We start from the raw sequence: 23,541 nt of genomic DNA on the forward strand, positions 1-23,541 counted from the left end.
AAGAGATTGTAGGGGTATTAAATGGTAGTAAAAAGAAAGCAATCTCAACTCACTCCCCCCTCTCAAAAAGCGTCTCCACCAAATCCGAAAAACTTTCGGGCTCTGAATACAATCTATCAGGATAAACACTAGCCATTAGTTTTAAATAATGCGGTTTATCATCATAAAGAATAAGCTCCAGGCTGATGTTCCCATACCTTTGTTCAATGGGCGGGTCCATTTGTATAGGTGGTTTCAAATAATAGAATTCCTTGGTAATAACTCGGTCTTCTTCAGCTGTAACTTTTCTATTGGATCCTGACTGACGATAGCCTATTGATAAAATTTGCTTTTTGAAGTGCTCCAATAGCATTTTGTAATCTGAGTCCAGCAAACTACTGCAATTGGCTATGGCAAAACCGTTGGCTTTTTCACTTTCAAAAAGCGCAATAGGAATAGGATCTTTAATATCAGTTTTCTTTAAATGGTATGCTCTGAAAATTTTATCCAAAATCTCTTTGCTCACATTCGAAGTATGCCATTCCTCATAGGAGTCAAACTCTTGTTGACTCCTTTTCAAAACTTCATTGCTGAGAATGACATTTTTTCTCTCTTTAGGAAATATTTTATTTATGATTTGCTCAAAGAATGACATTCAAACTGGTTTAGAATAATAAGCGAAAATTAAATTCACTTTACACACTTTACACACTTAACACATTTAAGGATTGAAAGATTAGCAAAATGGCTATAATCTGAAAAAATATTAAATCTAAGGGCATAAAGTTTTTAAAGCATAGGTGAAAAAGGCTAATCTGAAAAATTAATTTAAATTTTTCATCCGAAGGACAGACGATGCCGACACAACGTGACGGCATCGTCTGGATTAACCCTGACATAATGTATTTAAAATCCTGATTTTTAAATACATTATCGTCATTATTCATTAGCATTTTATGAATATTTCGGGTTAAATCAATTAGTTTTGCAAGAAATTAATATTTAGCATAATGTCAGTTAAAAAAATCCAGTCCGCACTCATTTCAGTTTTTCATAAAGATAATTTGGAGCCTATCGTTCAAATTTTGAAAGATAAGGGTGTAAAAATATATAGTACCGGGGGCACCCAAAAGTTCATTGAAGAACAAGGAGCTGAAGTTACAGCCGTTGAAGACTTAACAAGCTACCCTTCTATTTTGGGAGGAAGAGTAAAAACATTGCACCCTAAAGTTTTTGGTGGGATTTTAGGAAGAAGAGATTTGGAATCTGACAAGGCGCAGTTGCAAGAATATGATATTCCTGAAATCGATTTAGTGATTGTAGATTTATATCCTTTCGAACAAACAGTTGCCTCGGGTGCAAGTGAGCAAGATATTATTGAGAAAATTGATATTGGAGGCATTTCTTTAATAAGAGCTGCAGCTAAAAACTTCAAAGATGTGGTGATTGTAGCTTCTCAAAATCAATATGCAGATTTGGAAAAAATACTGGACGAAAAAGACGGAAGCACCGATTTAAAAGATAGAAAATCTTTTGCAGCACATGCATTTAATGTTTCTTCTCATTATGATACGGTTATCTTCAACTATTTCAATCAGGAAGATTCGATTAAAGGATTTAAGCATAGCATCTCTGAAAACAAGACTTTACGCTATGGAGAAAATCCTCACCAAGAAGGCGTTTTCTTTGGAGATTTAGAAGAACTTTTTGACCAATTGAATGGTAAAGAATTATCCTATAATAACTTAGTAGACGTTGATGCTGCAGTTTCATTAATTGAGGAGTTTGAGGGCGAAACAGCTTTTGCCATTTTGAAGCATACCAACGCTTGCGGAATGGCTTTGGGTAATTCAGTTAAAGAAGCATACCAAAAAGCTTTTGCAGCAGATACGCTTTCCGCGTTTGGTGGCGTTTTGATTACAAATGAAACAGTTGATAAAGAAGCTGCTGAAGAAATGCATTCTTTATTCTTTGAAATATTAATTGCTCCTGATTTTTCTGCGGAAGCTTTAGAAGTATTAAAAGGAAAGAAAAACAGAATTTTACTAAAAAAGAAAACGAATCTTTCCACCAAAAAGCAATTTAAAAGTTTGCTAAATGGAGTAATTGAACAAGACAGGGATTTACATACCGACACTCAATCAGACTTGAAAGTGGTGACGAAAGAAGCACCAAGTGCTGAGGAGGAAAAAGCATTATTGTTTGCTTCCAAGGTTTGTAAACACACAAAATCTAACACTATTGTATTAGCTAATAATGGTCAGTTGTTAGCAAGTGGCGTTGGTCAAACCTCAAGAGTAGATGCCTTAAAGCAAGCTATTGAAAAAGCCAAGGTTTTTGGTTTTGATTTAAAAGGAGCGGTTATGGCTTCAGACGCATTTTTCCCATTTCCAGACTGTGTAGAAATAGCAGATGAAGCAGGAATTTCAGCCGTGATTCAGCCAGGCGGTTCAATCAAAGACCAGGACAGCATTGACTATTGTGATGCGCCTGGCATGAGAATGGTGCCCACAGGTATAAGACATTTTAAACATTAAAAGTGAATCTTTAGATAAATCTAGAAATATTTTCGTTGAACCGCTTAATTTATCAAAGTAATTTGTAAATTTCCAAAGCGATAATTTTTAAAATAATATATACGAACATCCATGGGGATATTTGATTTCTTTTCAAGTGACATAGCCATAGATTTGGGTACAGCCAATACCTTAATTATTCATAAAGACAAAATAGTGGTGGACGAACCCTCCATCATTGCCATTGATAAAGCTACTAACAAAGTATTGGCCATTGGGCGCCAAGCCATGCAGATGCATGAGAAAACTCACGAAAACATAAAGACTATTCGTCCTTTGAAGGATGGAGTAATTGCAGATTTCCATGCTGCAGAGCATATGATTCGTGGGATGATTAAAATGATTGATGGTGGAAAAAGAAGCTTCATGCCTTCTTCTCATAGAATGGTAATTTGTATTCCTTCAGGTATTACGGAGGTGGAGAAAAGAGCCGTTCGAGATTCTGCTGAACACGCAGGAGCCAAAGAAGTTTATATGATTCATGAGCCAATAGCCGCGAGTATCGGTATTGGTGTTGACATTGAGCAACCAATCGGTTCCATGGTAGTAGATATTGGAGGAGGTACAACGGAAATTGCGGTAATTGCTCTTTCAGGAATTGTATGTGATCAATCCATCAGAGTAGCGGGTGATACTTTCACCAAAGACATATTAGATTATATGCGTAGACAGCATAACCTATTAATTGGTGAACGTTCTGCGGAAAAAATTAAAATAGAAGTCGGGGCAGCTTTAACTGAATTGGATGACGGACCGGAAGATTATGAAATCCGTGGACGTGATTTGATGACGGGTATTCCGAAAGTAATAAAAGTATCTTATTCTGAGATTGCTTTTGCGATTGATAAGTCAGTTTCCAAAATTGAGGAAGCCGTGCTGAAAGCATTGGAGATTTCACCGCCCGAATTGTCTGCCGATATTTATGACAATGGAATTCATTTAACAGGTGGCGGTGCTTTATTAAGAGGACTTGACAAAAGACTGGCACTTAAAACTAAACTTCCAATTCACGTGGCGGATGATCCGTTGAGAGCGGTAGTTCGTGGAACAGGGATTGCGTTGAAAAATTTAAACCATTACAAAGCAGTTTTAATGAGTTAAATGCATTACTCAATACAAAATATTTTTGGAAAAGGGAATCCTATAAAAGGCATTCCTTTTTCCTTTTTAAAGCAGTTTATTTTTTTGCCTGTAAACCTAAAGGTAAATGCGTAGGTTATTTCAGTTAATTTATCAGTATCGGGCTTTCTTTATCTTTTTGCTAATGGAAGTAATCAGTGGTTGGTTGGTAATCAACCATAATGATTACATAAGCGCGTCTTATTTTAATAGCTCCAGCACATTTGCAGGAAATATTTATGAAAATAAACAAGCGGTTCAGGATTATTTTCAATTGGCTGAGGTCAATAAAAATCTAGTAGAGGAAAATGAACGCTTAAGAAATCGTTTGGCTGTTGACAGTCTTAAAATAGATTCCGATTCAGCTGCAATCCCGTTCGAACTTTCAGGTCAATATGAATTTATCACAGGAAAAGTGGTGAATAATTCTGTACACCGATTTAGAAATTATTTTACTTTAAATAAAGGAAGTGAAGATGGGATTGAAGAAGGAATGGGTGTTATCAATCCAAATGGAGTGGTGGGAAAAATTAAAAGTGTTTCCAATAATTTCTCCACCGCTTATTCAGCTCTTCATAGTAGTTTGTTAATATCAGTATTGATAGACGAAACCGAAACTTTATGTACCGCGAATTGGTCAGGTGAAAACCCAACGGAGATTTCTTTGGAGTATGTGCCAAGGCATATCAAAGTGCAAGAAGGAATGGAAGTGATAAGCTCAGGCTATGATGCTATTTTTCCGCAAGGTGTAAAACTTGGAACAGTTAAGAATGTGGAAATAAATGAAGAAGCGACTTTTTATGAGATAGAAGTAGCGCTTTCAGCAGATTTCTTTAACCTGGATTATGTATATGTAATCGGAAATAAACTGAAGCAAGAAAAAGATTCTTTGGAACAAGAACTGCAAACAGAATATGAACAGTAGTAATAATTTTAAGCAGATTTTGATATGGGTGCTTTTCGTGGCATCTCAAATATTGTTTGCACAAAATTTTGTGTTGTACAATCGTGCGTTCTGTTTTGTATATGTTGGCTTTTTGCTTTTGCTTCCCTTGGGAATTTCCCGTAACTATCTTTTACTCTTTGCTTTCTTCACCGGATTTATCATTGATATATTTTATAATAGTTTAGGAACTCATATGGCGGCTATGACGTTGATTGCCTTCCTACGTCCTATATGGTTGAATGCGATTACGCCAAGAGGTGGATATGAAAACGTGGATAGTCCTGCAATTAAAGATTTAAGCTTGTCTTGGTTTCTGGCTTATTCACTGCCTTTGTTATTTTTACATTTGGCAGTGGTCTTCTTTATTGAAGCAGGAGGGTTTCATATGTTTTTTTATGTGATTTCTAAAGTGTTAATGAGCACTTTATTGACCGTATTGGTGTTGGTAATTCTACAATATCTATTTTATTCTAAAGGAAGGTTTTCATGATAGAAAACAGGAAATACATCATTCAAATATTAATCATTGTAGTAGGAATCGTTTTCCTCGTGAAGTTATTTTCTATTCAGGTATTAGATAGCCGCTATAAACTAGCGGCTGAAAATAATGTGATTAATAAGGTGGTGCAGTATCCTTATAGAGGATTAATTTTGGATAGAAATAACAAAATCATTGTTCATAATACTCCTGTTTATGACATCATGGTAGTGCCAAAAGAAGTTGAAGTTCAAGACACTACAGCTTTTTGTAATTTATTAGATATTACCGAAGAGGAATTCCAAAGTAAAATTCAAAAGGCTAAAGAATATTCCTACATCAAGCAATCGCTTTTTTATCCTCAGTTAAGCAATGAAGAATTTGCCAAAATTCAAACCCGTTTAGTGGAATACCAGGGCTTTTATCCTGTTGCGCGTACTGTTCGGAAATATCCAGAACCAATTTTAGCTAATGGTTTGGGATACATTGGAGAAGTTAGCAAAAGAAAACTGGAAAGAGACACTACCAATTATTATAAACAAGGAGACTTTATCGGAATCTCAGGAATTGAAGCAGCTTATGAAGAAGAGCTAAGAGGAAAAAGGGGGGTAAAATATAAGTTAGTTAATGTAAGGGGGATTGAAAAAGGATCTTTTAATGATGGAAAATTTGATACACTTTCCGTACCTGGAAATAATTTGGTTTCAACCATAGACTTGGAATTACAGAAATATGCCGAATATCTGATGGATGATAAAGTGGGTAGCATAGTAGCCATTGAACCCTCAACTGGAGAAATTTTGGCTTTTGTAAACAGCCCTTCTTATGATCCTAATCTTTTAGCGGGTAGAAATTATAGTAAGAATTTTGGAGAGCTGAACAAGGATACTTTGAAGCCACTCTTTAACAGACCTATCATGGCACAATACCGTCCAGGTTCTGTATTTAAACTAGTACAATCTTTAATAGCATTACAAGAAGGTGTAATAGTTCCTTCTACTCGGATAGTTTGTAATAGAGGTATTATAAATTGCCACGGATCTCATACCAAGGAAGATTTGCATGGTGCGATTAAATATTCTTGCAATCCATATTTTTATCAAACATTTAAAAGGATTATTCAGCAAGATAAAGTGGAGGGGATGAATAAAGATGCCAGAGTGGGTTTAACTACTTGGAATAATTATTTAAGTGATTTTGGTTTTGGTAGAAAATTAGGAATCGACATTCCGAATGAAAACACAGGCTTGGTACCAGGACCTACTTACTATGATTATTATTATCAAAAAGATCATTGGAATTTCTATACCATTTATTCCTTAAGTATAGGAGAAGGTGAATTGTTAACCACTCCATTGCAAGTAGCTAACTTTGCTTCCATTTTAGCTAATAGAGGGTTTTATATTCGTCCACATATGGTAAAAGGAATTGATACTCCTGATTCTTACTATAAATTAGAGTATGATAGACAAGATACCGGCATAGACTCCGTTCATTTTACAACAGTTGTGGATGCCATGGGGGAAATCGTTGATGGAACGGCTAGAGTTGCCAGGGTAAAAGATATCCAAATAGCAGGAAAGACAGGTACTGTGCAAAATAAAAATAGCTTTGACCACTCTGCATTTATGGCTTTTGCTCCAAAGGATAATCCCCAAATTGCTATTTCTGTTTATGTTGAAAATGCTGGTTGGGGTGGTGGTGTTGCCGCTGCTATAACAGGCTTGCTAATTGAAAAATATATTAAAGGAGAAGTAGCTTCCAACAGAGCTTGGGTAGAAAATTATGTAATGACCAAAGCGTATTTGAATAATTTATGAGAAGACAGGATGGCATTTGGAATAGGCTAGATTGGGTGTTGATAGCCGTGTTTTTCATACTGGTTATACTTGGATGGCTTAATATCTATGCTGTGGTCTATGATGCGGAGCAAGAACAAAATATATTCAGTTTTGACCTCAATTCAGGTAAGCAATTAATCTGGATCGCAGGTTCCTTAGTCATCATCATTGCCATCATGATTTTGGATTATAAGTTCTTCGATTCCTTTGCCTATTATATTTATGCAATAGTTCTGGTCTTATTAGTCTTAGTTTTAATTGTAGGAACTGAAATAGCAGGTAACCAATCCTGGTTTGTGTTTGGACCTGTCAGACTTCAACCCTCGGAATTTGCAAAATTCGCTACCGCCTTGGCTGTAGCCAAATATTTCAGTAGTAATAATGTACGCCTTGATCAATTCAAGGGGCAAATTAAATCTTCTCTTTTTGTATTGGTGCCTATGGGCTTAATTATTATGCAAGGAGATGCAGGAACGGCATTGGTTTTTATCAGTTTTATTTTGGTTTACTATAGAGAAGGGCTTCCCTCTTTTTATGTAATAACAGGCTTGTCTGCAGCTATTATTTTCATTTTGACTTTATTGGTGGACCAAATGTATTTAACAATTGGCGTGATAGTACTGGCTACGATTATTATTGTGATAAACAATAAACGCCTTAAAAACATAGGAATAACTATTTTGGTGGCTGTTTTAGTAATAGGGGTAATTCAAAGTGTGGATTATGTTATTTCTGATGTGCTCAAGCCACACCAACAAAACCGTTTAAAGGCATTGGTCAACCCAGATGCAGACCCTTTAGGTTACGGATGGAATGTTACCCAATCGAAGATTGCCATTGGCTCAGGCGGTACTTTTGGTAAAGGCTTTTTGGAAGGGACTCAAACCAAATTTGACTTCGTACCAGAGCAAAGCACAGATTTTATTTTCTGCACTATAGGAGAAGAACATGGTTGGGCAGGAAGCTTTGTATTGATAATTTTATTCTTGGTGCTAATGGTAAGGATAATTGTTGTAGCCGAAAGACAAAAGTCCAATTTTGCCAGAATCTACGGCTATGCGGTTGCAGGCATTTTCTTTTTCCACTTCGGAATTAATATCGGCATGACAATAGGGCTCTTCCCAGTAGCAGGCATTCCACTTCCTTTCTTTAGTTATGGTGGTTCATCGCTTTGGTCTTTTACCATTTTGCTATTTGTGCTGATTAAGCTGGATGCACATAGGATGCAGGTTTTGACGAGGTAGAAATCGCACAAAATTATATTGAAATCAATCCTAAAGTTGGGGTTGAACAGCTTTATTTTTTTACTGGCGTAATCGATTTTAGTAGATCAAAGACCCCTTCTTTTTTTAGTATATGCATGCCTAATCGCTCGCTGGATACCCCCGTTTTTAGCTTATAGGAATATTTAAGCGTATTATCATTAAGGTCAGAATTAAAGTATTTAAAACTAATTGTTGATTTATTTTTTATTTCTTCTGCAATTTCTACAATATGAGTTGACATAAAGAAAGTACAGTTTTCAATTTTAGCAAAGCCTTTTATGATTTCGGTTGAGGCTTCGAAAGCGTCTTTGACATTTGTCCCACGAAATAGTTCATCGAAAATCACAAACATTTTCTTACCATCTGCAAGCGTTCTAGCTGCTTCTTTAACTCTCCGTACTTCACTGTAGAAATGGCTGTATCCAATACTAAGGTTGTCTGAAAGATTAATAGTTGTTATGATTCCAGAATAAATGGAAGTTTTGAATTCCTTGGCGGGTACAGGAAATCCGAGATGAGCAAGGTAAACACCTATTCCGATAGATTTTAGAAACGTAGATTTACCAGCCATATTAGGACCAGTTAAAAAACACATGTTCTCTTTTAAGCTAATTTCTATATCATTTGAAACAGCATTTTGTAAAAGGGGATGTTTGAGTTCTTTTGCAAATAAAACAGGCTTTGAAGAATGCTCATACTCTGGAAGTGCGAAGGAATGATTTGAGGCGGTTAAGGCTATTGAAGTATATGCATCTATAAAATATATCTCTTCCAATAAGGATCTTAGTTTTTTAGAATACTTTATTCGGAATATTCGGTCAAGTTTTGTTGTTTTTTTCCATGAAATCTTTGCGTTTGAATTAAGTTCATGTTTGAGATTCTCAATTAACTCTAAAATTATTGTTGTATTTTCTACGAGTTCTTTAGGGATAACATCAAATGATAGTTTCTTATTTAACTCATGTAGGACCTGAATTAAGTTCTCACAACCTGTTTTTAGAAGGTAGTAATCATTTGAAGGACTTAACCATTCCGTGAAACGAAGATAAAGTAAATCAATGGGATTACTTTTTAAGACAGTTACATTTAAGTTAATATACTTTTCAATGTATTTTAATTGTTTTGAAGATATAGCTAACTTAACTGGATTATTTATAAAAAAACGAATTAGTTTGATACGCTTACCAAGTTCCACTGAATCCGTAATAGGAGATTTTATCAGATGTTTCAAGTAGTCACCTCCTCCTTCTGTTAAGGTGTTATTAAAGAGGGAAAATACAGAGGCCTCATGGTTTTCATTCAGAATCTGTAAATCATCAAAGGTCTGATTATCATATTCGAATGTTACTCCCATAAGTTTAAGTTATTAATTAGTAAGAAAAAATTTCTATTGCTAACGACAATAAAGATGCCAATTATTGACCAAACCGTTTCTCCACTAACTCCATAAACTCTTGTACTTCTTCTGTTTCCATATCCCAATTATATTTGTCTGCGAATGATTTTTTGACATGGCTGGAGGCTTCTTTATAGTTGTCCATACCATCAATTTGTTCGACTGCAGATAGGAATTGATTTTGATTGCCTTCGAATAATTCATTGACAAACATAAAACGCTGATTAAGAGTCAGCATATTCATTATGCTTTTTCCACCACCTTTGGCAAGCTTATCGGCTAAGGTTTGCTTTTCCTTGCTTTGAAGAGAGTCATTTAGCATGCCAGCTTCCACTTTTTCCTCTTCCAAATAAATATCTGCAAGCGAAAGAGGCAAAGTTTTGGAAAATTCAGCTAAAAGAGGATGAATATCCGCTGGCTGTTCTTCAGAATTACTGCAAATTTCATTGAACATCTCAAAAGCGGAATCATTAAAAACTACTTTTTCTTTATTAGATTCAAATTGTTCAATCAACCCATCCAATAGAAAGTCATTGAATTTGATATATTTTTTTAAATCCTTTAAATCAGATAATCGCAAACGGCTGTCATCTCTTTGGTTAATTTCCTTAGAATAGAAATCATAGGGAGAGAAAGCCAACAAAACGCTATCTTTGATGGATTCCTTTAATATAGGTTCGAAATGTTCTTTTTTAACATAAATATGACGAGAGAGGGTATTCATGAAATCCTTCATGGCTTTTTTTACCTCATCACTATGATAATCGAAATAAGGGCTTTGCAATTTTGCATTCTCTTTTTTCCATTTTTTGAAAAGGTTTTTGAGCACCATCAAATTGATTTGCTTATTAGGGCTCAGCTCTAAAATTTCCTTTCCGCTGATGTGGGATGAATTACTGAAGAAAGATTGACTTAGTTGTTTTGCCAATGCTTTGCTGTAAGCATCAATTGCCTGATGATTTAATTTGCTCTCCATTATTTAATTTACTTTTTTTGCAATTTATTCTTATGCCTGAAATTGAGATATCCAACCTTTATGAACGCAAGATAATCACTAATAGCACAGAAAAAAGAGCGTTAGAGATTATACACGAAAACTTTATCGATTGGATGCATGCTTGTGGAAAAAAAGGAAGGTGTACCACTTGTAAAATGATAGTGGAGAGAGGTATGGAGAACTTAGGACCATTAACTTCTGCGGAAGAAAAGTTTAGAAATCAGAAAAGGTTGGCGTATAATGAAAGGTTGGCATGTCAGGCTGTAGTTTTGGGAGATATAAAAATAAAAGTAGCGGAACGAAATAAATTTCCGCATATGGAGTATTCAGATTGAAGCGTTAGGCGCAGTAAATCTGTCAGCTTTCAGAAAGAAAAAGCATAATAGGATTAATTAATTACTGAGTCATTTAGGATCACAAACCTAGCAGGCTTATGTGATCTTAAGATTTATGTAATAGAAGGTATTGATTATTTAAATAACTTTAGAATATTAAAAAGTAGTATTAAAACCTGTCAGGTTTTGGTTAAAGCAATTATAAAAACATGTTTGTAGAACCACATATAGGAAGAGAATAAAGCTGTAAGGGGAAAGGTTGGATAGAACTGATTTGTGGTTCTATGTTTAGTGGGAAAACCGAGGAACTTATCCGAAGACTTAATCGTGCGCTTATTGCAAAGCAAAAGATTGAAATCTTCAAGCCTAAGATTGATACTAGATATGATGAATCCGAAGTGGTTTCCCATGATAAAACCAAAATCCGCTCTACCCCGGTAGATTTCGCAGAAGATATTTTATTGTTCTCAGGAAATTGTGAAGTAGTAGGGATAGATGAAGCACAATTTTTTGATGCTGAAATTGTAAATGTCGTGAATACTTTAGCAAATCAAGGCAAAAGAGTCATTATAGCAGGTTTGGATATGGATTTCAGTGGAAAAGCCTTTGGTTCCATTCCTGAATTGATGGCAACAGCAGAATATGTGACTAAAGTCCACGCCATATGCGTAAAATGTGGAGGGATAGCCTCCTACTCCTACCGCCTCAGCGAAGAAAAGCAAAAAGTAATGCTAGGCGATAAAGATAAGTATGAGCCTAAGTGTAGGAAGTGTTTTAACGCCCCCTAACCCCCGAAGGGGGAAATTCCACAGATTTGCATTTGCAGTAGACAATAAACTTCATCTCTATTATTTAGATTTTATTTCAAACATTTATTAACATTATACAGGATCAAATTAAAAATCGAAAGTATTTCCGTGCATATTCCCCCTTGGGGGGCTAGGGGGGTCAACATCTTAATTATCAGTTCTTATATTTGAAAAACAATTCAAGGCATTAAAATAACCATGCTCAAATCAGTTTCTTATTTATTACTTATTTTCTTTTCACTGAGCCTCTCAGCTCAGGATATTCCTATGGGAAGCTGGAGAAATCATTCAGATTATTCCACTGCCCAAAAAACAGCTGTTTTTGATAATAAAGTTTTTTGTGCTACCAAAAACGGACTTTTTTATGTTGATACTGAAGACGGAAGCCTCAATACTTTAAGCACAACTGATGGTTTGAGCAGTATCAATATCAGCATGCTGAAAGTGGTCAATGGTTTATTACTGATTGGCTATGCTGATGGTTTGATGGACATTATGGATGATGAACTAAATATCACCACTTTTCAGGATATTTTCGAATCTGAATTAAGAGAAAATAAGAAAATAAATGGGGCAGTAATTGTAGAGGACATCATTTTTTTGGCTACAGATTTTGGAGTGGTTTTATATAATGTTGAGGAAAATGAATTGATAGATGCTTTTCAGAATTTGGGTGAAAATGGAGAAAGAATTATTATTAACGGAATAAGCACTGATAATGAAAAACTTTACCTAAGTACTGCCGAAGGATTATTAACTGGTAATTTAACTGGTAATATCAATTTAAAAGATTTTCAAAATTGGAATAGAAACCCAATTTATAATGAAGGAACAACACTGTTGAAAACAGCTTTTTATGAGGGAAATCTTTACGGTTGGGCGGAAAATGACAGTATCTATCAGTTTCAAAATAATGAATGGCAAAGTATTTATGGAGTAGATGCTACAATTGAGCAATTGAAAGTAGTGAATGATGAGCTCTATTTTTCTTCCACCAATCAACTTTATCAATTTAATGGAAATACTTTTGAACCAGCTTTTACAGTTGAAAAGGCTGATCAAATCAATGATTTTATTTTTTTTGGAAACCAATTTTTCCTGGCGGATGAAACATCCGGATTAATTCGATATCAAGACGGTGCAATGGAGAGCTTGAGTCCTCAAGGACCAAAAGGAAAAACTCAAAGTCTGCACCAAATTGAGCAATTCACTTTTCATTTAGCAAAAAGCACAGTTGGATTTTCATACTTTGAAAATGGCAGATGGACTTTTACAGGAACAGATTCAGAAGGTCAAAAATTACCACTTTTTAGGGATGTTGCTTTAGACCTGATTTCAGGAAACGGTATTTTCCTTAGCGAAACAGAAGGATTATTTAGCTGGGATACAGAAAATATCAGCTCATTGAATTTAGGAGATTCTATCATTACTGAATGGGTAAGTTTGGCAGAAAGTCCGCAAGCGAGCTATTGGGCTTTGGTAAAAACAGAGAATAATTTATACGGGCTATTCAATCCTGAAACTGAGGATGTGATAGAGATGAATTTAGTAGCCAATACTATAATAAATGATTATTTGATAGTCCCAAATGGAGACCATTATTTAGCTACCAATTCCGGCATATTTGTTTTTAATCCTGAAAGCGGTGAAGAAAGAAAACTCAATACCATTTTAGGAAATGGTAACCTACCCAATAATCAAATAAAGGATTTAGAGATGGATTTAGGTGGTCAACTGTGGATAGCTACAGAAAGTGGAGTTGCATTTTTCAACCGCTTTCAAGGGGTATTAGAAGGGGAAAATGTGGATGCCTCCCAACCTATTTTTGAAGGCTTTTTTCTTTTTGATGGGGTTCCTGTAAATCATATTATCATAGATGGAGGAAATAGAAAATGGATGAGTACTCGTGATGGTTTATGGCTTTTTGATGAAAACATCGAAAGAAATATTCTGCATCTAAGAAGGTCGAACAGTCCGATCGTGAATAATGATATTAACCAAATGGTAGTGAATCCTTTAAACGGAGAGCTTTTTTTAAGCTCAGAAACACAGCTTCTTTCATACCGAACAGATGCTACCCGCGCAGAGGCTTTCCATACTAATGTGGAGGTTTTTCCAAATCCTGTCCGACTTTCAGCTGATAATACCGTAACGATTCGTGGATTAGCCTATAATAATGAAGTAATGATTACAGACATAGCAGGAAGTCTTATCCATAAAGGAAAGGCCAATGGAGGAACTTTTTCTTGGGATTTAGGTAATTATTCAGACTTTAGAGCTAAAAGTGGAGTCTATTTGGTTTTCTCCATCAATGCCGATGGCTCGGAATCCTATCAAACCAAATTCGCTATACTTCCTTAATTATGCTTCATAAAACCAAAGGCATAGTACTCGGACATGTAAAATACGGTGAAAGCTCACTGATCATTCAGGTTTATACCGAAAAATTTGGCATACAATCCTATATCGAAAATGGAGTTAGAAAGGCAAAAGCTAAACATAAAATGGCGATTTTTCAGCCTTTAACTTTGCTGGATTTGGTGGTTTATAAAAAAGCTAATAGTAGCATCAACCGCATGTCAGAAATTAAAGTGAACCCGCCATATCGAACGATTCCTTATGAAATCATTAAATCCTCTATTGGTATTTTCTTAGCGGAATTTTTAAATCATATTCTACGTGGAGAGGAGGAGGAAAACTCTATGATGTTTGGTTTTATTCACGATAGCCTCACCTATTTTGATCAAAAAGAGGAAGATTATATTAATTTCCATTTACAGTTTTTAGCTCAGCTTTCTACTTACTTAGGCTTCAAACCCTCAGGTGCTGTTGAAATTATGGATGAAGTTTCACATTACCATCAGATAAAATTAAGACCTGATGAATTAGTAAAGTTGGAAGACTTATTGGCAAATGATATAACCTATAATTTAAAAATCAACGGGGAGCAAAGACAGCAATTGCTGAAAATATTGATTCACTTCTACCAAATCCACAGTCATTCCTTTAAAGAAATAAAGTCCCTAAGAATTTTGCATGAGGTTTTAAGCTAAAAACCACGGGTCATTCCTAAATTTTATTTTCGTGACGAAGGAAACGAAAAGGAAATTATACGGGATTTCTTGAGAGAAATAAAAAACTTTCCCAAAGCCTTAAACTTTGGAAAAGTTAGACTTCTATTATTTCACGTTTTCTATTGCTTCTTCAATTCTGTAAGGCCCAGACAGTAGTTCCAAAGATTTACGACAAGTATTTTCAGCTTCAAGGCATTTTACCAACACATCAGCTACGTCCCAACGAGGAATAGAACCAGATCTTTCATCTGTTCTTTCACCAAAATCTACTTTGCCCTTTGGTTCATCATCGGTTAATGCTCCCGGTTTGAAAATGGTATAATTTAAGCCGGTTTGCTGTAAATAATCATCTGCTGCAGATTTAGCATTGTAATAAGTTGCCATTTTTTCTGGCCATTCGGAGGGATTGAAATCAGCGCCAAAAGCACTTACCATCATAAAGCGAATATATTTATGTTGAACAGCTAAATCAATTGCTTTGATAGCACCTTGCTGGTCAATTGCCTTTGTTTTATCATCTCCTGTATCACCACCACTTCCTGCAGAAAAAATTACTGCATTATTACCTTCAAAAGCATGACTGAAATCTTCTTCCAAATCTCCTATAACAGTTTTGATTCCCTTTTTTTCAAACTGGTCTTTCTGCGATTCTTTTCTCACCATCGCAATGGCATCATGTGGTGAGTTGCTATGAATTTTATTGACTATTTTCTGACCAATTTTACCATTGGCTCCGATTACTAATATGTTCATAATTTTGTGTTTATAGTTATCTTCTATTATACGGACAAAATGGGATAAGTTTAATTTTTTAATAAATCACCTAAAGATTAAGTTAATGTTTGTGATATTTGCATTGAAATGCGAACCTAATTTTTAATAACTATTAATCTTTCGAAATGATGAAAATTTCAGCTCTACTATTTGCTTTCATTTGGATAACCGTAATTACTTTGAAAGCTCAAGACAAACCATCTGCACTTGTAAAAGGAGAGTCAGCTAGTGTTGATGATAATTTAATAAAAGCGGAAACATTTTTCCCTAATATAATAGGAGTGTCATATGAAAAGAAATTAGGGCAACATATTTCACTCTACAATATGGTGGGCTTAATGGGCTATTATGGTGGAGGTACTTTTGCGCAAGCTAAATATGGAGCAAATCCATACTATGTCCTAACTCCGCAAATCACGGTACAGCCAAGGTTTTATCATAACTTGAGCAAGAGAGCAGCATCTGATAAAAACACTAAGTATAACTCAGCAAACTATATCGGTTTTTCAGCGAGGGTTTACCATGAAGGCTTATTTATCACCAATGCAGAAAACATCCCAAAAGGGTCTGCTATTTTTGATTTGATTTTGTCTTATGGATTACAAAGGAACTTCCTTAAGCGATTAAATTTTGATATGGCAATTCAACCAGGAATTCAATTTACATTTGAAGGTGCAGAAGCTTTTTTAGGTGTCAATTTACAATTAGGTTTTATAGTATTTTCCAATTGAGAAATTTAAGCGCTATTATATTTCAGTCCAAAATCATTAATTACAAATTCAACTGATATAAGTGGCTAGTCATCATAAAGAAATAAATGAAAAAGGCATTTAGGCAGATGGCTGAAATTAGATTCAATCCCATGGTCCATCCGAAATTAGCATATTTTTTATCTCGGTGAACTATTGCAAACCAAATTAGGAAATAAAGTACCGCAGGTGCCATGAAAAGTAAAAAGGCAATGGCCATTTCTTCAGTATGGTAATTCAAGAAATAGTATTCAAATCCTAAAGTAGCTAATAGAAAAGTAACTAAGGTAAACAAAAAGGTTCCTCTTATGCCTAATAATAAAGATAGCGTATAATCTCCTCTTTTATCATCTTCTTTATGTTGGTAAATCTGTGTCATTGGATAAGAGCCCCATAAAAAAGCTGAAGTTAATAAGCCAGGTAAAATAACTTTCCATTTTAAAGCTATTTCCCAACCGAAATCATTGATTCCTACATAAGCCATATAAAAAGTAAATACTCCTTGGAAAAAACCAGCAACTAACCAGCCCAGCCATGGATACTTTTTTAGGCGAACACCCGGATGACTGTAGGCTTTGGAAGCTAATCCATAAACAAAAACCAAAAGAGCAAACTCCATACTGATGAGCCAAGCCAAAGCGATACCGATGAAATCGAAAATCAAACTGGTATAATATAATCCTATGGAAACTGGAGGTGGAGATTTCATCAAACCAATACTACCTTCATCTTTATCGAAGTAGGAATTATATGCATTACTAGCAGGGTAGATGAAAAAATGTAAAAGTATAAATGTTAAGATAATTCTATCTTCTCCTATATTTGGGCTGATGCCCAAAGCGAAAATATATACAGGTAATAAGAAGAAAGAAAAAGGGATCCTTAAATGTCTAAGGATATGAATAGCTTTTTTCATGGAACAAAAGTTGAAAATTTTGGTTAATATAAGGATTCAAGAACTATCTATGCCATACATCAACCTGATTTCTCCTGCGAATCCAGAAATAAACATTGCTCAAGACCATATAGCGGGCTTTATGCAGAAAGCCATGCAATTAAACGAAGAAAATAGCCGAAAGTTAAAAGCTATTTTCAGGATGTCTGGCATACAAAAAAGGCACACCGTAATTCCAGATTATCAATATTCAGATGATAAAGATTGGTTATTTTATCCCCAATTGAATAATGGTAAAGCTTTGCCTACGACAGGTGACAGAATGCAGTTATTTGAAAAACATGCTTTACCTCTAGCTCAAAAAAGTCTGGAGAAAGTTTTTGAGAAATATGAAGCTAAAGAATTCACTCATTTAATCACCGTCAGTTGTACGGGTATGTTTGCACCTGGGCTCGATATTCAATTAATTAAAAAGGCGGGGTTGAATTCCGATATTGAGCGTACTTCCATACAATTTATGGGTTGCTTTGCTGCTTTTAATGCACTTAAAACAGCACATCATATTGCTCGCTCTGAGAAAGATGCTAAGGTTTTGATTGTCTGTGTGGAATTATGCACTATCCATTTCCAATCTACTTATTCAGAAGATAATTTATTAGCGAATACTTTATTTGGAGATGGAGCCTCATCTGTGGTGGTCAGCAATGAAAAAACAGATGAAGCCCTTGAAATGAAAGCTTTTAAAAGTGTAGTGGAGGATAATTCTGAGCAAGAAATGGCCTGGAATATTGGGAATAATGGCTTCGAAATGAGGTTAAGCAGCTATGTACCAGAAGTCATTGCCCAAAATATTGCTAAATTGGGAGAAGAACTAATGGAAAAGCTTCAGCTGACTTTAAAAGATATAAATCAATTTGCAATTCACCCTGGCGGGAAAAGAATATTGCAAGCAGTAGAGAAAGGCTTAGGATTACCAGCTGAAATTAATGAATCAGCTTATAAGGTTTTGAGAGAGTTTGGGAATATGTCTTCACCCACGGTGCTTTTTGTTTTAGATGAGATGTGGGATAAAATTCAGTCAAAAGATAAAGTATTAAGCTTTGCCTTTGGTCCGGGATTAACCATGGAAAGTATGCTATTAGAGCGAGTGGAAGCATGAAAAAAGTAGATTTATCCTATCGGTCGGAAGAAGAGGAAATAATGGATGATTTATCTGATGACAGTCCTTCTCTTTATCGTGCCTTAAAAGAATTGGATATCATTAACCATTGGTTGGGTGGAAATGCCATCACGCTAAATGCAGTTAAAAAAATCTTCAAAGCAGATCCTCAAAAGGAATGGCAAATAGCCGATTTAGGATGTGGGAGTGGAGAAATGCTGTTGAAAATTGCCAAGTGGTGTAGAGTTCAAGATATTAAAGTTCAATTGCATGGCTTTGACGCCAACCCTAATGTGATTTCCTATGCAGAAGAACATTGCAAAGGCTATCCAGAAATATCATTTCATGTTGAAAATATATTTTCTGATAACTTTAAAAACAGAAAGTTTGATGTGATATGCTGCACTCTTTTCCTTCATCATTTTCCACAAGAGAATTTAGTCCATCTGCTAAAACAGTTCCGTGAACAATCTGACAAAGTAATTATTAATGATTTGCACCGACATCAATTTGCGTATTACTCCATAAAGTGGATTACCCAATTTTTCAGCAAATCACCTATGGTGCGAAACGATGCCTGCCTATCGGTATGGCGAGCATTTACTAAACAAGAATGGAAAGAAATTTTAAAATTGGCGGAAATTCAAAATTATAAATTGGTGTGGCGGTGGGCTTTTCGTTGGAAGCTTGTTTTTTAATTCTATTAATCCTTATTCTTAATAAATTGGCTCAAAACCCAACCTTTTCTCCCTAACGAATGTTAGTTGGGTTAATAAGCTATTTTACTTTATATTTGTAATTACTATCAGGAAACGAATAACAACACAATATTTATGGACTTTGGATTGAATGAAAATCAGGAAATGATTGCGCAAATGGTGCGTGATTTTGGAGCTAAAGAAATTACACCTCATCGTGATCAGTGGGATGAAGAACAACACTTCCCTGTTGATGTAATGAAAAAATTAGGTGGACTAGGGTTGATGGGAGTTCTAGTTCCTCAGGAATACGGTGGCGCTGGTTTTGGTTATGAAGAATACGTTACGGCTATTATGGAATTATCCAAGGTTGATCCTTCCATAGGATTATCCATGGCTGCGCATAACTCATTATGTACTGGACATATTATGCAATTTGCTAATGATGAGCAAAAGAAAAGATGGTTACCAAAATTAGCCACTGCTGAATGGATTGGAGCATGGGGCTTGACTGAACCTAATACAGGCTCTGATGCAGGAAATATGAAGACTACTGCCGTTCAAGACGGTGATCACTGGATTATTAATGGTGCAAAAAATTGGATTACGCATGGTATTTCAAGTGACGTTGCTGTTGTAATGGTTAGAACTGGTGAAAAAGGTGATTCTCATGGCATGACTGCATTTGTGGTTGAAAGAGGAACTGAAGGATTTAAAGGAGGCAGAAAAGAAAATAAATTAGGAATGCGATTGTCAGAAACGGCAGAAATGATTTTTGAAGATTGCCGTGTTCATCAAGATAATATGTTGGGAAAAGTTGGAGAAGGCTTTATCCAGGCAATGAAAGTTTTGGATGGAGGAAGAATATCCATTGCCGCATTATCTTTAGGAATTGCAGAAGGTGCTTATGAAGCGGCTTTAGCATATAGCAAAGAAAGACATCAGTTTAACCAACCAATATCTAGTTTTCAAGGAATTGCATTCAAGTTAGCTGATATGGCGACAGAATTAGAAGGTGCAAAACTTCTTACTTTCCAAGCTGCAGATTTAAAGAATAAAGGTAAAAGCGTAAATAAGGAGTCAGCTATGGCTAAATATTATGCTTCTGAAGTAGCAGTAAGAAACTCAGTAGAAGCGGTTCAGATTTTTGGAGGATATGGTTATACCAAAGATTATCCGGTTGAAAAATATTATAGAGATTCCAAATTGTGTACGATTGGAGAAGGAACTTCTGAGATACAAAAATTAGTCATTAGTAGAGCAATTTTGAAGGAGTAATCCCAGAATTTCAAATTTTTAAAAAGAAAACCCCACAATGAAGACCATCGTGGGGTTTTTGGTTTTTAGATCAGATAACATTGAATGGGAGCTATCTAAAATTCTTCAAAAACTTTATCATCCCATTCTTTAGCTACTTTTATATTTCCTAAAGTTCGCTCCCCCCTTCCGGATGACAAATAAATATCACCGTATTGTTTATAATCACTCCACTCACCTTGGAAGGTTGCTGAGCTATCGGATGCATTTCGATAAAAATCCCATTGTAGAATAAAAAAACTCACAGGATCTATATAAGCATGATATTTATTTTTTGGAGTAAAACCTACCTCTTCAAAAGTTAGACTAATAACATCAGCCGTATCTCCTGTAAGTGTGGTATCTTTTCCATTATATTCTAAAATAACGCCAGGATCTTTAAGTTTAAAAGGAAAAACCAACCAATAAGAGTCATTAACCCATATTTGTTTTCCTCTTTTAATATATTGATTTAAAGAATCACTTTCGGTCAATTCTCTATCGCCAATTTTAACTCGGCCTGTATCTTGATTAATGTTAATAAGATAGGTAGAGTTTTCACCCGGGAAATCAATTCTTACATTTCCTGTATACTTATCCCAAATTAAATCTCTTGCTCCTAAGAAATTCCATGAAATATAGTGTGTCTTTTCCCAGCTCTCCTGGCCGCCATGTGCTTTTATTACTTTATCTGCTAGCTCTACAGCTATAATATCCGATTTTTTTGGATCGAAAGTTGCAGATTCCTGTTGAGTAGAGTCCTGTATGTTTTCTTTCTCATTTGCGGTCTCTTTTGGCTGGCATCCAAAACCTGCCATTAATATTATTATGATGATTAAGTTTTTCATAATCTTTAAATCAGTAAATTATTAAATTGTTTAATGTTATGTTAAATTTCTCTTTTAAAATGGTCTTTTAAAATTCACTATTTTTCTTAACACATCATAATAAAGGGTAGCATATAGTAAAAAACTCATCAGCCAAATAATAGCTAGGTTGAACTGAAGTGTATTAAAAATATACCCACCAAAATATTTTTCGCCAGCGTAGAATTGTGTTCTAAAATCTAGTAGGTGATCAGGTTGAGGCTCCATATATACAGGATAGATCTTTTGAATTAATCGGCCATCGTGCTCAATTATTCGATTTGGATCATTGGTATTTTTTACCAGATTGGCTACCGTTTTATTGTAATAGTTATCTCTCAAATACTCAAACTGTTCCTTTTTCTCCGGATTTGAAGTAAGCATGTAAATTGCTTTTTCTTTTTTTGAATTAGCTTTATTGAAAAAGTTATTATAAAAACGACTTAAGGTATTTAGAAATTCCTCTGTTTTATTTGCTGTCCATTTATCAAACTTTTCTACAGTTAATTTGTGGTAGACATCAAATTTATCTTGTCCAACATTTTCTAATTCAAGGCCAATTTCTCTATTAAGTATTTGAATTGCCTCAGAAAACTCTGGAGTATCTCGATTATCAATGTTTCTTCTTAAAAAATCTAATTTTGATTTTAATCTAGGAATATAATAGACCGTTTTATATTCCGATTGTGCCATTTGCCTGTCTAACTCATAAAAGGGTTCGGCATAATCGTTTGATTTGAATTGCGCTACCATAGAGGCTTCGAATGCCCAGCGAGAAGCCATCAATTCTCCTACTATTGGTACCTTGTCAGGAGATGTGATTTGAGGATTTAAGTTGTCAAACTTTACTACCACACCACTTAGAATTAATTGAGGGATAAGCAAAATAGGGATCAAAATATATATCGTAATCGCAGAATTAAAAGCCGAAGAAATATTCAACCCTAACATATTGGCAAAACAAGCTGTGGAGAATAATATAGCCCAATAAGTGAGGCTCATCCCGTCAATTTCTAAAATCAAATCTCCTATTATTACATAAGTGAAGGTTTGAACAGCGGAGAATAAGAATAGAATTCCAATTTTAGAAAAAAGATAACTGCTTCTGCTTAAATGTAAAAAAGACTCCCTTTTTAATATTTTTCTATCCTTAATGATTTCTTCAGCACTAACCGTTAAGCCCATGAAAAGTGCTACAATAATACTCATAAAGAAAAAAGCAGGAATATTTAGATTGTCTATAAATAGATATTCGCTTTTTTCATTTTCAGGATAATATCTGATAATATAAGCAAGTAAAATTGCTAAAATAGGAGCTTCTAATAAGTTGATTAGCAAGTATTGACGATTTGCCAATTTTGATTTAAAGTCCCTTTTGAAAAATAATATTATTTGCTTTGTCCAATTTGGAATCTGTAATTCTGGATCAGGTAAAGGGTCTGGGTTATCTACTTTAGGAACATCTAATTGTTTTTCAAAAAGACTAAACCATTTTTTGGGGCTAATTTTTCTTTCATCAGTAGCTTTACCGTATTCATTGACAACTTTTGTTTCAATGATATTAAAGATTTGTTCAGGGTTTACATTTCCACATTCAATACAAGCCGCTTGATCTTTATCGATTGTATTAATTTGATTTTTAAAATATAAAACCGCTTCAACAGGGTTTCCATAATAAATTTGAAATCCGCCAACATCTAATATCACCAGTTTATCAAACATTCTGAAAATGTCAGAAGATGGTTGATGAATAACGACAAAAACCATTTTACCTTTTAAACTCAGCTCTTTGAGCAAATCCATTATGTTTTCCGAATCTCTTGAGGAAAGACCAGAAGTTGGTTCGTCCACAAAAAGAACAGAAGGTTCTCTCAGCAATTCTAAACCAATATTCAATCTTTTCCTTTGACCTCCGCTAATCGTTTTATCCAAGGGAGAACCTACCTTCAAATGCTTGGTTTCAGACAGGCCTAAAGAGGCAAGAGTTTTTGATACTAGTTCTTCAATTTCGGCAGAGGATTTATCATCAAAACAAAGTTTGGCTGCGTAGAATAAATTCTCATAAACGGTTAATTCTTCAATCAATAAATCATCTTGAGGAACATAGCCAATGGTTCCCTTTATTGCATTGGGGTTTTGATGAATGTTGATTCCATTTATTTCAACTTTCCCTTTTGTAGGTTTTTCGTTTCCGTTAAGCACATTGAGTAAGGTTGATTTTCCTGAGCCAGATGCGCCCATCAAACCTACTAGTCTTCCAGTATCCTCTGCAATATTTACATTATGTAG

Annotated in this window: 20 protein-coding genes and 1 pseudogene; 14 read left to right on the forward strand and 7 right to left on the reverse strand. The window is 35.0% G+C overall.

All coding sequences use genetic code 11. The features are described from left to right. Positions 1–49 precede the first annotated feature (49 nt). On the reverse strand, positions 50–634 hold the full coding sequence (locus Q0L29_RS09120) for a hypothetical protein (RefSeq protein WP_296621026.1): 585 nt from the start codon (positions 632–634) through the stop codon (positions 50–52). A gap of 355 nt (positions 635–989) precedes the next feature. Between Q0L29_RS09120 and purH the strand changes: the two genes are divergently transcribed. The 6 genes from purH to rodA all read left to right on the forward strand — a co-directional run bounded on the left by purH (position 990) and on the right by rodA (position 8,183). Further along, positions 990–2,516, forward strand: a complete 1,527-nt coding sequence (purH, locus tag Q0L29_RS09125; RefSeq protein WP_296621028.1) for a bifunctional phosphoribosylaminoimidazolecarboxamide formyltransferase/IMP cyclohydrolase — start codon at positions 990–992, stop codon at positions 2,514–2,516. A 111-nt stretch (positions 2,517–2,627) separates the two neighbouring features. Further along, on the forward strand, positions 2,628–3,656 hold the full coding sequence (locus tag Q0L29_RS09130) for a rod shape-determining protein (RefSeq protein WP_296621029.1): 1,029 nt from the start codon (positions 2,628–2,630) through the stop codon (positions 3,654–3,656). Between the two features lie 106 nt (positions 3,657–3,762). Further along, entirely contained in the window at positions 3,763–4,599 is an 837-nt protein-coding gene (gene mreC, locus Q0L29_RS09135) for a rod shape-determining protein MreC (protein WP_296621031.1), read from the forward strand. Beyond that, the gene (locus Q0L29_RS09140) at positions 4,589–5,110 is read left to right on the forward strand and encodes a Rod shape-determining protein MreD (protein WP_296621033.1); all 522 of its coding nucleotides are present in this window, start codon (positions 4,589–4,591) and stop codon (positions 5,108–5,110) included. Before mreC ends, Q0L29_RS09140 begins: the two co-directional genes overlap by 11 nt. Then, positions 5,107–6,918: a penicillin-binding protein 2 gene (gene mrdA / locus Q0L29_RS09145; RefSeq protein ID WP_296621036.1), complete on the forward strand. Its 1,812-nt coding sequence runs from the start codon at positions 5,107–5,109 to the stop codon at positions 6,916–6,918. Before Q0L29_RS09140 ends, mrdA begins: the two co-directional genes overlap by 4 nt. After that, complete coding sequence (gene rodA, locus Q0L29_RS09150; protein WP_296621037.1) at positions 6,915–8,183, forward strand: rod shape-determining protein RodA; 1,269 nt, start codon at positions 6,915–6,917, stop codon at positions 8,181–8,183. The genes mrdA and rodA overlap by 4 nt, the downstream gene beginning before the upstream one ends. Positions 8,184–8,235: 52 nt before the next feature. Here the strand turns inward: rodA and Q0L29_RS09155 are convergent, their stop codons facing one another. Together Q0L29_RS09155 and Q0L29_RS09160 are read right to left on the reverse strand one after the other, a co-directional pair. Then, positions 8,236–9,558 carry a hypothetical protein gene (locus Q0L29_RS09155; protein ID WP_296621039.1) on the reverse strand — a complete coding sequence of 441 codons (1,323 nt, stop codon included), beginning with the start codon at positions 9,556–9,558 and terminating at the stop codon, positions 8,236–8,238. Positions 9,559–9,619: 61 nt separating this feature from the next. After that, entirely contained in the window at positions 9,620–10,576 is a 957-nt protein-coding gene (locus Q0L29_RS09160; RefSeq protein ID WP_296621041.1) for a hypothetical protein, read from the reverse strand. 32 nt (positions 10,577–10,608) lie between these two features. Between Q0L29_RS09160 and Q0L29_RS09165 the strand changes: the two genes are divergently transcribed. From Q0L29_RS09165 to recO, 4 genes and pseudogenes are all read left to right on the forward strand, one after another. After that, complete coding sequence (locus Q0L29_RS09165; protein ID WP_296621055.1) at positions 10,609–10,932, forward strand: 2Fe-2S iron-sulfur cluster-binding protein; 324 nt, start codon at positions 10,609–10,611, stop codon at positions 10,930–10,932. Positions 10,933–11,141: 209 nt separating this feature from the next. Continuing rightward, positions 11,142–11,720 (forward strand): annotated as a pseudogene (locus Q0L29_RS09170) (thymidine kinase). 219 nt (positions 11,721–11,939) lie between these two features. Next, positions 11,940–14,102, forward strand: a complete 2,163-nt coding sequence (locus Q0L29_RS09175) for a hypothetical protein (protein WP_296621043.1) — start codon at positions 11,940–11,942, stop codon at positions 14,100–14,102. Positions 14,103–14,104: 2 nt separating this feature from the next. After that, a complete protein-coding gene (gene recO / locus Q0L29_RS09180; RefSeq protein ID WP_296621044.1) occupies positions 14,105–14,794 on the forward strand; it encodes a DNA repair protein RecO in 690 nt (229 codons plus the stop codon). Between the two features lie 126 nt (positions 14,795–14,920). Here recO and Q0L29_RS09185 read toward each other — a convergent pair whose 3' ends face one another. Beyond that, positions 14,921–15,568: an SDR family oxidoreductase gene (locus Q0L29_RS09185; protein ID WP_296621045.1), complete on the reverse strand. Its 648-nt coding sequence runs from the start codon at positions 15,566–15,568 to the stop codon at positions 14,921–14,923. A gap of 146 nt (positions 15,569–15,714) precedes the next feature. Here Q0L29_RS09185 and Q0L29_RS09190 point away from each other — a divergent pair, with 146 nt between their 5' ends. Continuing rightward, a complete protein-coding gene (locus Q0L29_RS09190; RefSeq protein ID WP_296621046.1) occupies positions 15,715–16,320 on the forward strand; it encodes a hypothetical protein in 606 nt (201 codons plus the stop codon). Positions 16,321–16,360: 40 nt separating this feature from the next. On the opposite strand, the gene Q0L29_RS09195 is transcribed toward Q0L29_RS09190, so the two are convergent. Further along, a complete protein-coding gene (locus Q0L29_RS09195) occupies positions 16,361–17,254 on the reverse strand; it encodes a UbiA family prenyltransferase (RefSeq protein ID WP_296621047.1) in 894 nt (297 codons plus the stop codon). A 49-nt stretch (positions 17,255–17,303) separates the two neighbouring features. On the opposite strand from Q0L29_RS09195, the gene Q0L29_RS09200 reads away from it, so the two are divergent. The 3 genes from Q0L29_RS09200 (at position 17,304) to Q0L29_RS09210 (ending at position 20,368) form a co-directional block, all read left to right on the forward strand. After that, positions 17,304–18,392, forward strand: coding sequence for a type III polyketide synthase (locus Q0L29_RS09200; protein WP_296621048.1), 1,089 nt, complete (start codon positions 17,304–17,306; stop codon positions 18,390–18,392). After that, positions 18,389–19,090: a methyltransferase domain-containing protein gene (locus tag Q0L29_RS09205; protein WP_296621049.1), complete on the forward strand. Its 702-nt coding sequence runs from the start codon at positions 18,389–18,391 to the stop codon at positions 19,088–19,090. The genes Q0L29_RS09200 and Q0L29_RS09205 overlap by 4 nt, the downstream gene beginning before the upstream one ends. 135 nt (positions 19,091–19,225) lie before the next feature. After that, positions 19,226–20,368 carry an acyl-CoA dehydrogenase family protein gene (locus tag Q0L29_RS09210; RefSeq protein WP_296621050.1) on the forward strand — a complete coding sequence of 381 codons (1,143 nt, stop codon included), beginning with the start codon at positions 19,226–19,228 and terminating at the stop codon, positions 20,366–20,368. A 95-nt stretch (positions 20,369–20,463) separates the two neighbouring features. Here Q0L29_RS09210 and Q0L29_RS09215 read toward each other — a convergent pair whose 3' ends face one another. After that, the gene (locus Q0L29_RS09215) at positions 20,464–21,234 is read right to left on the reverse strand and encodes a hypothetical protein (protein ID WP_296621052.1); all 771 of its coding nucleotides are present in this window, start codon (positions 21,232–21,234) and stop codon (positions 20,464–20,466) included. 54 nt (positions 21,235–21,288) lie between these two features. Beyond that, positions 21,289–23,541 (reverse strand): ATP-binding cassette domain-containing protein (locus Q0L29_RS09220; protein ID WP_296621054.1); only part of this gene is annotated, 2,253 nt, incomplete at its 5' end.

Origin of the sequence: Marivirga sp., assembly GCF_024636815.1 — a bacterium.
GTDB lineage: Bacteria > Bacteroidota > Bacteroidia > Cytophagales > Cyclobacteriaceae > Marivirga.

Excerpts from the sequence above, each read along its gene's own strand:
- Q0L29_RS09120 (WP_296621026.1), bottom strand. The coding sequence starts at position 634 with ATGTCATTCTTTGAGCAAATCATAAATAAAATATTTCCTAAAGAGAGA.
- purH (WP_296621028.1), top strand. The coding sequence starts at position 990 with ATGTCAGTTAAAAAAATCCAGTCCGCACTCATTTCAGTTTTTCATAAA.
- Q0L29_RS09130 (WP_296621029.1), top strand. The coding sequence starts at position 2,628 with ATGGGGATATTTGATTTCTTTTCAAGTGACATAGCCATAGATTTGGGT.
- mreC (WP_296621031.1), top strand. The coding sequence starts at position 3,763 with ATGCGTAGGTTATTTCAGTTAATTTATCAGTATCGGGCTTTCTTTATC.
- Q0L29_RS09140 (WP_296621033.1), top strand. The coding sequence starts at position 4,589 with ATGAACAGTAGTAATAATTTTAAGCAGATTTTGATATGGGTGCTTTTC.
- mrdA (WP_296621036.1), top strand. The coding sequence starts at position 5,107 with ATGATAGAAAACAGGAAATACATCATTCAAATATTAATCATTGTAGTA.
- rodA (WP_296621037.1), top strand. The coding sequence starts at position 6,915 with ATGAGAAGACAGGATGGCATTTGGAATAGGCTAGATTGGGTGTTGATA.
- Q0L29_RS09155 (WP_296621039.1), bottom strand. The coding sequence starts at position 9,558 with ATGGGAGTAACATTCGAATATGATAATCAGACCTTTGATGATTTACAG.
- Q0L29_RS09160 (WP_296621041.1), bottom strand. The coding sequence starts at position 10,576 with ATGGAGAGCAAATTAAATCATCAGGCAATTGATGCTTACAGCAAAGCA.
- Q0L29_RS09165 (WP_296621055.1), top strand. The coding sequence starts at position 10,609 with ATGCCTGAAATTGAGATATCCAACCTTTATGAACGCAAGATAATCACT.
- Q0L29_RS09175 (WP_296621043.1), top strand. The coding sequence starts at position 11,940 with ATGCTCAAATCAGTTTCTTATTTATTACTTATTTTCTTTTCACTGAGC.
- recO (WP_296621044.1), top strand. The coding sequence starts at position 14,105 with ATGCTTCATAAAACCAAAGGCATAGTACTCGGACATGTAAAATACGGT.
- Q0L29_RS09185 (WP_296621045.1), bottom strand. The coding sequence starts at position 15,568 with ATGAACATATTAGTAATCGGAGCCAATGGTAAAATTGGTCAGAAAATA.
- Q0L29_RS09190 (WP_296621046.1), top strand. The coding sequence starts at position 15,715 with ATGATGAAAATTTCAGCTCTACTATTTGCTTTCATTTGGATAACCGTA.
- Q0L29_RS09195 (WP_296621047.1), bottom strand. The coding sequence starts at position 17,254 with ATGAAAAAAGCTATTCATATCCTTAGACATTTAAGGATCCCTTTTTCT.
- Q0L29_RS09200 (WP_296621048.1), top strand. The coding sequence starts at position 17,304 with ATGCCATACATCAACCTGATTTCTCCTGCGAATCCAGAAATAAACATT.
- Q0L29_RS09205 (WP_296621049.1), top strand. The coding sequence starts at position 18,389 with ATGAAAAAAGTAGATTTATCCTATCGGTCGGAAGAAGAGGAAATAATG.
- Q0L29_RS09210 (WP_296621050.1), top strand. The coding sequence starts at position 19,226 with ATGGACTTTGGATTGAATGAAAATCAGGAAATGATTGCGCAAATGGTG.
- Q0L29_RS09215 (WP_296621052.1), bottom strand. The coding sequence starts at position 21,234 with ATGAAAAACTTAATCATCATAATAATATTAATGGCAGGTTTTGGATGC.